Annotated in this window: 10 protein-coding genes, 6 tRNA genes and 1 other RNA gene; 7 read left to right on the forward strand and 10 right to left on the reverse strand. The window is 65.4% G+C overall.

The features are described 5' to 3' along the window. Positions 1 to 104 precede the first annotated feature (104 nt). From VLT15_09875 to VLT15_09885, 3 genes are read left to right on the forward strand one after another with little or no spacing between them, the layout of a single operon-like run. Complete coding sequence (locus VLT15_09875; GenBank protein ID HSR45525.1) at positions 105 to 290, forward strand: hypothetical protein; 186 nt, start codon at positions 105 to 107, stop codon at positions 288 to 290. Then, positions 290 to 1030: an ABC transporter ATP-binding protein gene (locus VLT15_09880; GenBank protein ID HSR45526.1), complete on the forward strand. Its 741-nt coding sequence runs from the start codon at positions 290 to 292 to the stop codon at positions 1028 to 1030. The genes VLT15_09875 and VLT15_09880 overlap by 1 nt, the downstream gene beginning before the upstream one ends. Continuing rightward, positions 1030 to 3441 carry an FtsX-like permease family protein gene (locus VLT15_09885; GenBank protein HSR45527.1) on the forward strand — a complete coding sequence of 804 codons (2412 nt, stop codon included), beginning with the start codon at positions 1030 to 1032 and terminating at the stop codon, positions 3439 to 3441. Before VLT15_09880 ends, VLT15_09885 begins: the two co-directional genes overlap by 1 nt. 77 nt (positions 3442 to 3518) lie before the next feature. On the opposite strand, the gene VLT15_09890 is transcribed toward VLT15_09885, so the two are convergent. Further along, positions 3519 to 4217: a DUF6544 family protein gene (locus tag VLT15_09890; GenBank protein ID HSR45528.1), complete on the reverse strand. Its 699-nt coding sequence runs from the start codon at positions 4215 to 4217 to the stop codon at positions 3519 to 3521. Between the two features lie 98 nt (positions 4218 to 4315). Then, a tRNA-Arg gene (locus VLT15_09895) sits at positions 4316 to 4390 on the reverse strand. Between the two features lie 87 nt (positions 4391 to 4477). Between VLT15_09895 and VLT15_09900 the strand changes: the two genes are divergently transcribed. Next, complete coding sequence (locus tag VLT15_09900) at positions 4478 to 6148, forward strand: DUF885 domain-containing protein (GenBank protein ID HSR45529.1); 1671 nt, start codon at positions 4478 to 4480, stop codon at positions 6146 to 6148. A 90-nt stretch (positions 6149 to 6238) separates the two neighbouring features. Here the strand turns inward: VLT15_09900 and VLT15_09905 are convergent. The 3 genes from VLT15_09905 to VLT15_09915 all read right to left on the reverse strand — a co-directional run bounded on the left by VLT15_09905 (position 6239) and on the right by VLT15_09915 (position 6656). Beyond that, positions 6239 to 6328, reverse strand: a tRNA-Ser gene (locus tag VLT15_09905). A 110-nt stretch (positions 6329 to 6438) separates the two neighbouring features. Further along, a tRNA-Ser gene (locus VLT15_09910) sits at positions 6439 to 6528 on the reverse strand. A 37-nt stretch (positions 6529 to 6565) separates the two neighbouring features. Then, positions 6566 to 6656, reverse strand: a tRNA-Ser gene (locus VLT15_09915). A gap of 57 nt (positions 6657 to 6713) precedes the next feature. Between VLT15_09915 and VLT15_09920 the strand changes: the two genes are divergently transcribed. Beyond that, on the forward strand, positions 6714 to 7925 hold the full coding sequence (locus tag VLT15_09920) for an arginine deiminase (GenBank protein ID HSR45530.1): 1212 nt from the start codon (positions 6714 to 6716) through the stop codon (positions 7923 to 7925). A 64-nt stretch (positions 7926 to 7989) separates the two neighbouring features. Here the strand turns inward: VLT15_09920 and VLT15_09925 are convergent, their stop codons facing one another. After that, on the reverse strand, positions 7990 to 8448 hold the full coding sequence (locus tag VLT15_09925; protein HSR45531.1) for a nucleoside deaminase: 459 nt from the start codon (positions 8446 to 8448) through the stop codon (positions 7990 to 7992). Positions 8449 to 8470: 22 nt separating this feature from the next. Here VLT15_09925 and VLT15_09930 point away from each other — a divergent pair. Together VLT15_09930 and ffs are read left to right on the forward strand one after the other, a co-directional pair. Beyond that, positions 8471 to 8561 (forward strand) — tRNA-Ser (locus VLT15_09930). A 171-nt stretch (positions 8562 to 8732) separates the two neighbouring features. Then, positions 8733 to 9000: signal recognition particle sRNA large type (ffs, locus tag VLT15_09935), an RNA gene on the forward strand. Positions 9001 to 9093: 93 nt separating this feature from the next. On the opposite strand, the gene VLT15_09940 is transcribed toward ffs, so the two are convergent. The 4 genes from VLT15_09940 to VLT15_09955 form a co-directional block, all read right to left on the reverse strand. After that, positions 9094 to 9726: a class I SAM-dependent methyltransferase gene (locus VLT15_09940; GenBank protein ID HSR45532.1), complete on the reverse strand. Its 633-nt coding sequence runs from the start codon at positions 9724 to 9726 to the stop codon at positions 9094 to 9096. Further along, complete coding sequence (serS, locus tag VLT15_09945; GenBank protein ID HSR45533.1) at positions 9723 to 10979, reverse strand: serine--tRNA ligase; 1257 nt, start codon at positions 10977 to 10979, stop codon at positions 9723 to 9725. The genes VLT15_09940 and serS overlap by 4 nt, the downstream gene beginning before the upstream one ends. A gap of 46 nt (positions 10980 to 11025) precedes the next feature. After that, positions 11026 to 12036, reverse strand: a complete 1011-nt coding sequence (locus VLT15_09950) for a hypothetical protein (protein ID HSR45534.1) — start codon at positions 12034 to 12036, stop codon at positions 11026 to 11028. A gap of 114 nt (positions 12037 to 12150) precedes the next feature. After that, a tRNA-Leu gene (locus VLT15_09955) sits at positions 12151 to 12234 on the reverse strand. Between the last annotated feature and the right edge of the window lie 43 nt (positions 12235 to 12277).

Genomic DNA, 12277 nt, shown 5'->3' on the forward strand with positions numbered 1-12277 from the left:
CGGTCGATGCCGGCTGCGTTGAACTCACAGCCCCGCGACAGCCCGACCACAGCCGGCAGCCCGGACGATGGATTCAGGACATTGACCAGAGAAAGGAACCGGCGATGTACCTCCTTGACTACACCACCGCCCGGGTGCTGATGGAAGCGAGGCTGCTCGAGGCCGAACTCGCCCGGCGCGCGAAGGGAGTTGGAGCCTCAGGGTCCGAAACGAACTCCCGTCGGGTCCCGGCTGTGCGGTCCGCTCCGGCGTTCCGGCCGCCTATTCACACGGCCGGGGAGTCCCGCTGATGATGCGACTGCATGCACCCGGGACAACACGGCCGGCCGGCGCCGGGCCCGTGAAAGGCAGCGGAATCCGGCTGTCGGCCGTCGAGAAGACCTACCGGACCGGCAGGGTGGAGCACCAGGCGCTGCGCGGGGTGGACCTCGCAGTCGCCGAGGGTGAACTGGTGGCGATCGTCGGTCCGTCGGGAAGCGGCAAATCGACGATTCTCAATATCATCACGGGAATCGATCGCCCCACCGGCGGATCGGTCACCGTGGCCGGTGAACGGATAGATCAGATGACGGAGGAGGATCTGGCCGGCTGGCGAAGTGCCAATGTGGGCATCGTGTTCCAGTTCTTTCAGCTGATACCGGTGCTGACCGCCCTCGAAAACGCTCTGCTGCCCATGGAGTTCAACGGCCGGCGAAAAGAGCCGGGACACGCCAATCGGGCCGCCGGCAACCTCGAGCTGGTGGGCCTGGGTGATCGCCTCGACCATCTTCCGGCCGAGCTCTCCGGCGGCGAGCAGCAGCGGGTAGCCATCGCCCGGGCACTCGCCAACCATCCGCGGCTGCTGGTTGCCGACGAACCGACCGGCAACCTGGACTCGGCCACAGCCGAGCACATGATGGAACTTCTCGTGGCCCTGAACCGGGACGGCACCACCATCGTCTTCGTGACCCATGATGAGCGGCTCGCCGGATACGCCCATCGGGTGGTGTCCGTCCGGGACGGGCGGGTGGTCGATCGCGGAGGTTTGTGATGCCCTCGACGCTGACCAGGAAAGCATTTCGTGACCTGAGGCAACACCCGCTCCGCTCGAGCTTCACGATCATCACGATCGCCGCCGCAGTTGCAGCGGTGTGGACTCTGGCCGCGCCGCGCGCCCTGGACACGGCGATGGGACACCGGCGCGATATCGACATCGCCCACCACATCCGCCTATCGCCACAGAACCTCTGGTACTCCGGGGATGGGGCGGAGCCGCCTCCCGCCGAAGCCGAGATAACGCCTGCACAACTGGAAGGTCTCGCAGCCCTATCCAACGTGGCGGCGGTCGACAGCCGTCCGGTCTGGCAAACCATGGCCCGTGTAGAGGGTCGGGAACATCAGGTCTGGCTGGTCGGCGTCGATGACTTCACCGATCAACCCGTCAACGTTGTCGCCGTGGAGACGGGCAGTTTGCCGGCCGCCGACGGCCTCGAGGCCATCCTGGACGCAGCCACCGTCAGGTCGAACCGCCTGCAGCTCACGGCGGGGGCCGGCGTCGAGATTCGTGCCGGAAACGCCGAGTTCTACCCCTTCACCGTCTCGGGCGTCGGCGGTACCACCGGCTTCAACCCTCATCCGGAGGACGAATCCCCCGTCTTCTACGTATCTTCCGACATCGTCCGCCTCTTCCTGGCAGCCGAAGGATTCAACTCGATCGAGATACGGCTGGCCGACGCCAACCTGGCCGACGCCACCCTCAAAGACGTCAATGCCTACCTTGCCCGGGTAGCCCCGGAAGCCGCCTACTGGCGACTGTCCGAGACGGTCAGACCCGGTTCCTGGGCAGGTCACGAGCAGCTCGATCGTCTGCTCCCGCTCCTCTACGTACTGGCCGCAGTCGCCACCGGATCGGCTTTGATCCTCATCTCCACGACCATGAACACGATCGTGCGCGGGCAGGCACGCGAGATCGGCATCATGAAGGCCCTCGGCGCATCGCGCCGGGCGATACGCGGAAGCTACCTGAGGTCGGCAATGCTGCTGGGCGGCGCGGGAGCGGCGCTCGGCACAGCCGTCGGCCTGCCGGTCGAATGGGCTCTGGGCGCCTACGCCCAGGAGAACCTCCTCGGTATCGAAGCGACCTGGAGATTCGACCTCCCCGTCGCGCTGGCCGCCATAGTGGTCGGACTGACCGCCACCACGCTCGCCGCGCTGCCGGCGATGCGTCGCGCTGTGAAACTCTCCGTGCACGAGGCCCTCACCGATCACGGCACGGGGAACCGGTTCGGGCGGAGCGCCCTCGACGGAGCGGCCGCCGGTATTCCGTTCCTTGGAAGCATGGCCCGGATAGGGGTTCGCAACGTCGCCCGCCGGAAGGCCCGCAGCCTCTCGGCGGTCGCACAGGTGGCACTCGGAATCGGTGCGGCGATCGGGTTCGGGGCATTTGCGCTGACGGGCGTTTCGCTCTCCAGCGAGACGCTCGCCCGGGAAGGCAGCGACATCACGGTGTACGGGGAGATGCGCATTCTCGACCCCGAAGCCGCCGGGGCAATCACCGGCCTGTCCGGGGTGGCCGCCGTGCAACCGACGGTGGACGCCAGGGCCCGGTACGACGGAGGAGAACTGACAGTACGGGGACTTCCGGTCGACCCGATCTACGATCCGATCCTCACCTCCGGCCGCTGGTTCACCGCCGACGAGGTCGACGGCTCCGCACTGGTCGGCGTCGTCGGAGCTCCAATCGCCGACATCACTGGTACCGGCATCGGGGACGCGCTCGAGATCAGCACCGGGACCGGCATTCGTTCCGTCGAGATCATCGGTATCGACGGCGGACTGGTTCAGGACGGCAAGTTCCTCTGGATGCCGATGACGACGGTGCTCGCCATCGAGGAGCTACCCGCCCCGCCGGTCTACTGGGTCGAGACCACCTCGCCGGAACCGGAGGTCGTCGATCGGGTGGCGGCCGAGATCAGCGTCCTGCTCCGGCAGCCGGGAAACCCGATCACGGTCCGCCCCCGCTACGCGGACCTCGAAGCGGCACGACGGGAAGACAGAATCGTCGGAGGCGTCATCCAGTTGTTCGCCTTGCCCATCCTCGCCGTCGGAATGATCGGCCTGGTGAGTGCCATGACTACCAACGTGCTCGAACGGACCCGGGAAGTCGGGGTTCTCCGCGGCCTCGGGGCCCGCTCACGGGACCTGCGCCGCATGTTCAGAGCAGAGGGCGTGACAATATCGGTCGGCGGGTGGTTGGTCGGAATCCCGATCGGCTACGGACTGGCCGAGCTCATAGTCTGGATGTTCGGACGGGCGCTCCACGCTCCTCTCGACCTCCTCTTCCCGGTATGGCTGCCGTTCGCCGCTCTGCTGGGCGTGATCGTGGTGGCGAGACTCGCGTTGCGGCCACCGTTGCGGAGGGCCGTCCGCATGCAGCCCGGCCTGGCGATCCGCTATGAGTGAACCGGACGGCCGCATGCGTCATCCGCCGTCGGAGCAGAGCAGGTCGCTCCACCGGAGCCCTCCGACGCGGCCCGGGTCTAGTACGAATAGCGGACGCCGGTTACCCGGATACGGATGTACTCGAGGTCGCCGTCCTCGAGGGCCCACACGGCACAACCTCGAGACGGGAGTTCGATACCGTCGAAGACGGCGTGTTCGGTCAGCGGCGTGGACCACCGCGCCATCTCGAATCCCGACTCCACGGAACGGTAACGATCGGCCCGGAAGTCGACCAGGTGCCCGTCGTGGTCGAACCGGAACTCGGCCCCCACCGTCAGGTCGCCCACCCGTACCGATCCGAGCGCAGACGTCTCGTCGATAGGCTCCCAGGAGATCACGTCGGTCGCCCACACCGCCGGAAACCACATGGTCTCGTTCAACCACCGCACGACGACACCCTGGTCCATCTCCAATCCGGTCGCATCCACCACGTTGAGCAAACCCAGCAAACGCACATGCATCCGGCCGTGCCCGGCGGCAAGCGAATCGGTTGCCCGACCCACGGTCAGACCACCCAGCTTCAGTGCGGCTTTCCAGACGAATCCGGGCGGATCGAGGTCGTACTCCTCACGGGCGGTGAAGGAGATCCAACGGCTCTCACGCCCTTGCCGGAGTCTTCCCTCCTGCCACACGGTGGCGACGGTGGGTGTTTCCCGGCCGACGACCCCCGAACGGAGAAGGCAGCGCCGGACCGGGGCAGGCAGTTCCGCGACGGCCTCTTCCAGCACTACGGGCATCACCAACTCCTCGAACGACGAGAGTCACAGTGTGTCACAAGGAGTACGGGATGCGATCACACCGGCTGTGCCGATCGGTCCGGGATCGGTCTCGGCGGCACGCCCGGAGGGACTCGAACCCCCAACCTTCTGATCCGTAGTCAGACGCTCTATCCAAATTGAGCTACGGGCGCTTGTGTAAACCCAAAGGTAGTCGTACTCCGACGGATCGGAAAGCCGGTATAGGCTCTTGGCGCAGGATTTACGAGAAAGGCTCAGACGTGCACGAGGGACTCAGAAATCTAGGAGACGAGTATCGCGAAGCTTGGCTGCGACGCTCCCCCACGACTGCTTTGATGCTGGGCGATCACCGCTACGACGACCAGATGGAGGATCTGTCGCGTGAGGCAGAAGACGATGCCATCGCCGAGCTCAGATCGTTCGCCGATCGGGCAGAAGCGATAGACCCGGCCGACCTCTCACTCCAGGAACGCCTGAGTCGGGAGGTCCTGATCTTCGAAGCTCGCACCGGCGCCGCCGTGACCGAGACCCGCCAGGCCGAACTCGAGGCCAACCCGGCCATGAGCCTCCACGTGCTGCTCCCCACTGCCGCCGCGCAGTTCCCGATCATCGAACCGGAGCATGCCGAGGCGCTCGTGGTCAAGTGCGAGAAGCTCGGCAGAGCGATCGAACAGTGGGCCGTACGCCTTCAGGAAGGCGTCGCAAACGACCGGACCCCACCGGCACTGATGGCAGAGAAAGTGGTCCACCAACTCGACGAATACCTGGCCAGCCCCCTGGAATCAGACCCGCTGGCAACGGGAGTCCGGGCACCCGCCGCTTTCGACGAGGCAACGGAGGAGGCCTGGCGAGGCCGGCTCCGCGAAAGGGTCGGATCCCACGTTCGGCCCGGCTTCGCAGAGTTGCGCAGGGTCCTGGCCGAGGAGGTGCTTCCAGTCGCCCGCCCCGACCATGAGGTGGGCATCCAGTGGATCGAGGGCGGCGAAGAGGCATACAGGGCCGCCATACTCAACAACACCTCGGTCGACATGACGGCCGAGGAGATCCACCAAATCGGATTGGACACCATCGCCTCCATCGAGGACGAATACCGACTGCTGGGTTCCGAGGTCTTCGGAAGCCGGGACCTTCAGACGATCTACTCGAAACTGAATGAGGACCCGAACCTGCGCTACGAGACCGCCGACGAGGTTGTCGCGGCCTCCGAAGAGGCCTTCGCCAAGGCCAAGGCGGCCATCGGGGGCTGGTTCGGTCGGCTCCCCAAGGCCGACTGCCTCGTCTCGACCGTCACCCAGGGTCCCGAGGCGTTCTACTTCCCGCCGGCCGAAGACGGCAGCCGGCCGGGCATCTTCTTCATGAACGTCGCAGAACCTTCCTCCTGGACCAGGTATGCGCTGGAAGCGACCGTCTTCCACGAGGGTATCCCGGGCCACCACCTGCAACTCGCCATCGCCCAGGAACTCGAGGACATCCCGGAGTTCAGGAAACACACTTCGGTGACCGCCTACGCGGAGGGTTGGGGCCTGTATACCGAACGGCTCTCGGACGAGATGGGGCTCTACAGCGGTCCTCTGCAGCGGATGGGGATGCTCTCGGCCGACTCTCTGCGGGCCTCCCGCCTGGTAGTCGACACGGGCATGCACGCACTGGGGTGGAGCCGGCAACAGGCAATCGACTACATGACGGCCAATGTGCCGGCCAGCGGCGTTTCCCTCACCAATGAGGTCGACCGCTACATCGGTCTGCCGGGCCAGGCACTCGCCTACATGATCGGGCGCAGGGAGATCATGCGGATAAGGTCCAAGGCGAAGGCGGCATTGGGCGGGTCGTTCGATATCAAGAGCTTCCACGACACGATCCTCGGCTCCGGAGCGCTGCCGCTACCCGTGCTGGCGCACCTAGTCGACGAATGGGTGGCCGGACGAGCCTGAATCCATGTTTTCTCGGCAATACTGTTGCGCGTGGAGAACCACAGTATTGCTGAGAAAATCTGAGGGCCCGCAGGTGCGGGCCCTCAGTTGCGGAGAGGGAGGGATTTGAACCCTCGAGGAGGCTTTAAACCCCCTACTCGCTTAGCAGGCGAGCGCCTTCGACCGCTCGGCCACCTCTCCAAAGCCGACCGAAGGTCGGCCGTACGGCGCACAACGTACCCCGTACGGCGCCATTCTACGAGTCCGCGACCATCTCAACGACTCGGCCGGTACTTCCCGGCCCGCCGCGGCGGAGGGAGTGGGATTCGAACCCACGGAACCGCTTAACACGGTTCAACAGTTTTCAAGACTGTCGCCTTCGTCCGCTCGGCCATCCCTCCGGGCGCCCGGCTTCGCCGCCTCCGGCGGCCGGCCCGGCGGAGGGAGTGGGATTCGAACCCACGAGGGCGGGTAAACGCCCTACGGCATTTCGAGTGCCGCGCACTAGGCCGGACTATGCGATCCCTCCGAGGAACCCGGATTGTACACATCGCTTTCCGACCGAAACCTGTGTGAGAATGCTCCCATGGATCACGGTGCCGCCATCAGCTCAGAAGTCGGACGGTTGCGAACGGTCGTCATCCACCGGCCCGACCTCGAGCTCTCCCGGATAACCCCGGGCAACAAGGACGAGTTGCTGTTTGATGAGCTGATCTGGCTTGAACGGGCCCAGCACGAGCACGATGCCTTTGCCGACATAATGAGGAGCAACGGCACCGAGGTCCTCTACATCACCGACCTCCTCGAAGATGTCCTGACCGATCGAAGCGTCGCCGATGCAGTGATCGCCGGGCACGTCACGCCCGACCTCTGCGGGGCCCGACTGTCGGCCTGGGTCAGGCGGTTCCTGGCCGAGCTCTCTCCAATGGAACTGGTGCGGCACTTGATAGGCGGCGTAACGCTCGACGAGGTCGGAGCGACCGGCGGCCTGGTCGCGGCCCTGCACGGGCCCCACGACTTCCTGCTTCCGCCGCTCCCGAATATGGTCTTCATGCGAGATTCGTCCATCTGGATCGGCAGCGGCGTAGTCCTGTCCCCAATGAACAGGATCGTCCGCCGCAGGGAGACCGACCTGCTGCGCCTGGTGTACTCACTTCACCCACGGTTCGCAGGTTCACAAATATGGTTCGGAAACGAACCGGGTGAGCACTTTCCCGCTTCGGTCGAGGGGGGTGACGTGCTCGTGGTGGGCGAACGTGGGATCGCAATCGGAGTGTCCGAGAGGACCTCCCCGACCGGAGCCGCCGCCCTGGCCGCCCGCCTCTTTGAAGGGGATGTGGTCGACCGAGTACTGGCCGTCGAACTGCCCAAAGAGCGCTCCACGATGCACCTCGATACCGTCGTGACGATGGTCGACCGGGACCGGTTCGTGCTCTATCCGCGCATCCGCTCACGCGTTCGAGCACTTCAGGTGACGCCGGGTTCCGAGTTGGGGCTACACGTCGAGGGAGAGGTCGACCTGGTCGCCGGGCTCGCCTGGGCCGCCGGCCTCGAGGCGGCCGACGTGATTGAACCGTCGATGACGAGTATCCAGGCAGACCGGGAGCAGTGGAACGACGCCAACAACACCTTTGCGATCGGTCCCGGCGAGATAGTTGCCTACGAACGCAACGTGGCGACCAACGAGATCATGGAGGAGGCGGGTATCACGGTGCATCGGATGCCGTCGTTCGAGCTGCCTCGCGGGCGGGGTGGACCCCGTTGCATGACCTGTCCGGTTTCCCGAAATCCCTTGTAGGAGGATTTCTCAGCAATGCTGTTGCGCGTGGAGAACCACAGTATTGCTGAGAAATCAGAAGGGTTCAGCGTTTCGGCTCGAAGAAGCCCCTCAGCAGCTCTCCGCATTCCTCTGCGCGGACTCCGGCGATCACCTCGCACCGGTGGTTCAACCGGCGGTCCTGCGGAATGTTGTACAGGCTCCACACGGCGCCGGCCTTGAAGTCGGCCGCACCGTAGACGATCCGGTCCAACCGCGACCACATCGCCGCCCCGGCGCACATCGGACACGGCTCCAACGTCACGACCAGCGTGTGGCCCGTCAATCGCCAGTCGTCCAGTTCCCGGGCGCGCCGCGAGACGACCAGCATCTCCGCGTGCGCCGTCGGGTCGGATAGTTCCTCCCGACGGTTGTGATCCGAAGCGACCACCTTCCCGCCGGCGTCGAGCAGCACGGCACCAACCGGAACGTCCCCGTGTCCGAGGGCGGCACCGGCTTCTTCGAGGGCAAGTCCCATCGCGTCGGTGAAGTCGAGGTCTTTCACGGCCCCTACACTATGTCACCCTGGAGGGATCGCATAGTCTGGCCTAGTGCGCACGCCTGGAAAGCGTGTAGGGGGTGCAAGCTCCCTCGCGGGTTCGAATCCCGCTCCCTCCGCAAACTCTCTTCCCGCGGGCGAGCAGCCGCACCGGTTCCCGGTCGTGGACGGTCCGCCGGGGCCCCGATACCGGCGGACCGTCCGGCCTCCGCCGACTCTCAGCCTCCAGTACCCGGCCTCCTGCCCGCCCGGCGCCGGAGGAGAACGGCGAGCGGGCTACAATGCTCTTTCCGTGCTAAGTGGGGCGCTAGGGGTGCCCTGAACCCGAAATCCTCTACATGCGGGACTGAATTCCCTGCCCGAGCGTGACGGCGGTCGGGTTTGCACCGGGCACGTGGTGTTGACGGCCGGGTCCTGCGCGGCGGGGTCTCGTGAATCGGGTCAGGTCCGGAAGGAAGCAGCCCTAAGCGATACACCCCGGGTGCCGCAGGAGCGCCTGGTCCGAGCCAACGATCCGGAAAGCGCCGGTCGCTGCTCATGCGACGGCAGGGTGCACGGGAACCTCGCCCGGGAGGCGAGGCGGCCTCCGGCGTCCCCGGGCAACCCGTTGCGGGCCTTCCACGGGAGCCGAGGGGACGTGTCGAACAGCCGCTACGGCTTCCGCATGACCGCTCCATAGACGAAACCCAGCGGACCCATCCTCCATACGCGCTCCAACGTGAGCGGACCGGAGGCGAACAGCTCCTCGGGCGGCGCCAGTTTGTCCAATGACCGGTGCAGATACCAGTACTCGCCGGGTGATCCGATCATCAGGCCGGCCAGGGGCAGGAACACCGCAGAGCCGATCCTGTGCAGGAGGCGGGCATACCGATTGCGCGGCCTGCCGAGGCCGACAACCACCAGCACCCCTCCCGGCCGCAGCACCCGGGCAACCTCTCGCAGCGTCGCCGGAATCGAGCTCAGATTGCGGAACACGTAGGCCGAGAAGACACCGTCGAACGACTCGTCGGCGAAAGGCAGTCCCTCGCCGTAGGCCACCACCCGCGTCCCGATCGGGTTCAGTTCGAGCATCTCGGGAACCGGATCGAGGGCAACGACCTCGCGGCCTCCGAACACCGGCTGCGCCGCGCCCGTGCCGCTGCCGAGGTCCAGAACCCGACCCTCAGGCAGGTACACGACACCCCGCCGCCGCCACTCTTGCTCCCGACCGAACGACAGAACCCTATTCAGGAGGTCGTACCGGCGGGCGATGCGAGAGAAGATCTCCCGCGGACGATCGCTCATGCCTCGATGACGTCGAAGCCCACGTAGGGACGAAGCGCCTCCGGAATCACGATCGAACCGTCCGCTTGCTGATTGTTCTCGATCAATGCCAGGAGGGTCCGCCCGACGGCAACCGCCGTTCCGTTGAGCGTGTAAACGAGTCGATTGCCCTGCTCGGACCTGAACCGCGCCTTGAGCCTCCGTGCTTGATAGTCCGTCGTGTTCGAGCACGAGGTGATCTCCCGGAACGCCTCCTGGGAGGGGATCCACGCCTCGATGTCGTATTTCTTCGCAGCCGACGCACCGAGGTCGCCTGCCGCGACGTTGACGACCCGGTACGGCAACCCGAGCGCCTGGACGATTCCCTCTTCCATCGCCAGGAGCATCTCGTGTTCCTCCCAGCTCCTGTCCGGGTGGCAGAAGGAGAACATCTCGACCTTGTCGAACTGGTGAACGCGAAAGATACCCCGCGTGTCCTTGCCGTAGGTGCCGGCCTCGCGGCGGAAGCAGGTCGAGAAGCCTGCATATCGGACCGGCAGGTCCGCCTCGTCGAGGATCTCGTCGAGGTGAAGCGCCGCCAGCGAGACCTCCGAGGTTCCGACCAGGTACAGATCCTCACCCTCGATGGCATACACCTGCTCGCGGTCGGCCGGGAAGAAACCCGTTCCGTACAGCGCCTCTTCGCGAACCAACACCGGGGGAATGACCGGCGTGAAGCCGCCCTCGATCAGTCGATCCATGGCGAAGCGGACCAGGCCGAACTCGAGAAGGGCCGCCTTTCCCTTCAAATAGGCGAACCGGCTGCCCGAAGTCTTGACTCCGCGCCCCACGTCGATGATGTCGAGGGCCTCTCCGAGGTCCTGGTGGTCCCGTACCTCGAACCCGAAGGCGGGGATGTCCCCCCAGCGCTTTACCTCGACGGCGTCGTCCTCGGTCGTGCCGTCCGGGGCCGAGTCGTGGGCGAGGTTGGGCACCTGCACCCAGAGGGCTTCGAACCGCTCGTCGATCTCGTCGGCTTCGGCGGTCAGGCGCTTGTAATCCTCCGAGAGGGCGGCGGCACGGGTGATGGCTGCCTGTTTCTCTTCGCCCTGGAGGGAGGCAATGGCCTTGCCCGACTGCTTCTGTTCGGCCCGCACGCTCTCCGCCTGGTGGCGAACCTCACGCCGCAGGCGGTCGAGTTCGATCAGTTCGTCGACGCTGATGCCGGAGGCTCGTCTGGCGAGTGCGCCGCGAAGCGACTCTGGATTCTCACGAAGAATGTTGACATCGATCATTGCCGGATGATGGTACCCCGGGGAACGGCGGCAGAGGTTGCCGGCTTCACGAAGCAGCTTGGACGAAGAAGGAAAGCGTCTCGGTGTTGTTGTCCGTGTCGATGTCGTCGACGACCGCGGTCGCTATTGCCAGCACCTGGTGGGTAATGCCCTCAACGACGGGAATGTCGAAGAACTCGACCGTGCGCGAGGCGCCCGGTTCGAGCGACAGGATCGTCGTTTGATCGCTGAAGACGTTGAGGCCGTCGGCCAGGGTCGTCACCCGCACCACGACGACCAGGTCGGTCTCGGGCAGGTTGCCGGCATTGGAGACGACCACCCGGGCATTGACGAGTTCGGTGAAGGCCAGAACACCCACCCCGTCGTTGTCGCCGCCGGTGAAGCCCGGTTCCAGCTCTATCTGATTGATTCTGACGTCGTGAAAGGCCGCCACCTCACCCGCCCCGCGCACTGCCGTCGCCAGGAGCTCGCCGCTGAGCACCAGGCCGCTCGAAGGGGCATAGGCGATCAGCGGCATGACGCCGATATCCATCTCCAGGTCTGTGCGGAGGTCCCCCACAGACAGAAGGAAACGCTCGTAGAGGCGGTCGCCCACCCGGATCTCCGTCAGGGCGTTGTCGATGGCGATGATCGGAATCGGACTGAGGGGCTCGTCGGCAGCTGCGAGCAGTCCGGCCTCGAGTGCCGAAGATCCGGCCAGCCACGCCTCGAGGGCCTCGTTGAACAACGCCTCGGAGTTTGCTCCGCTGGCGGGAACGGTGAGTTCTGCGAGATCGGTGAGCGAGTTGGTGATCGCCGTCTCTACTCCACCGAACATCGTCCCGATCCGATCGCGGTCCGCGCCCTGGATCTCGAAGTTCAGAAAGTCACGGAAGTCTGCCGCCAGCGCCTCTTGCGCGAGGGAGGACACTTTTGCCAGGTCCACAAACTCGCGGAGATCGGCACGATCACTCCGAAGGTTGGCGAAGACGAGTGCACTGGCTGTGAGAAGCGTGACGGCAATCAGGGCAAATAGCCTGCCGCGACGCTTCCGATACCTGGGCGGTTCCGGAAACATGTAGTCGGCCTCACTTGATGAACCGGGTTCATCTTGCTGGTGGACTGCAAGTCTGTAGTGAACCGGCGAGCCGGTCCGGTACAGACATCATGGGCCGAATGCAATCGGCACCGGTGGGCGAGGGGGGACTTGAACCCCCACGAGCTATTGCTCACAGGCACCTGAAGCCTGCGCGTCTGCCAATTCCGCCACTCGCCCGTGGACGGCGCGAAATGGTACCACGACGCCCTCGCGGAGGATT

It is taken from the genome of Acidimicrobiia bacterium (assembly GCA_035471805.1).
Taxonomy (GTDB): Bacteria; Actinomycetota; Acidimicrobiia; order Spongiisociales; family JAHEDJ01; genus JAHEDJ01.

Bases quoted from the DNA above. Each gene is read 5' to 3' on its own strand.
- VLT15_09880 (HSR45526.1), top strand. From the start codon at position 290: ATGATGCGACTGCATGCACCCGGGACAACACGGCCGGCCGGCGCCGGG.
- serS (HSR45533.1), bottom strand. From the start codon at position 10,979: ATGATCGATGTCAACATTCTTCGTGAGAATCCAGAGTCGCTTCGCGGC.
- VLT15_09950 (HSR45534.1), bottom strand. From the start codon at position 12,036: ATGTTTCCGGAACCGCCCAGGTATCGGAAGCGTCGCGGCAGGCTATTT.
- VLT15_09875 (HSR45525.1), top strand. From the start codon at position 105: ATGTACCTCCTTGACTACACCACCGCCCGGGTGCTGATGGAAGCGAGG.
- VLT15_09890 (HSR45528.1), bottom strand. From the start codon at position 4,217: ATGCCCGTAGTGCTGGAAGAGGCCGTCGCGGAACTGCCTGCCCCGGTC.
- VLT15_09885 (HSR45527.1), top strand. From the start codon at position 1,030: ATGCCCTCGACGCTGACCAGGAAAGCATTTCGTGACCTGAGGCAACAC.
- VLT15_09920 (HSR45530.1), top strand. From the start codon at position 6,714: ATGGATCACGGTGCCGCCATCAGCTCAGAAGTCGGACGGTTGCGAACG.
- VLT15_09940 (HSR45532.1), bottom strand. From the start codon at position 9,726: ATGAGCGATCGTCCGCGGGAGATCTTCTCTCGCATCGCCCGCCGGTAC.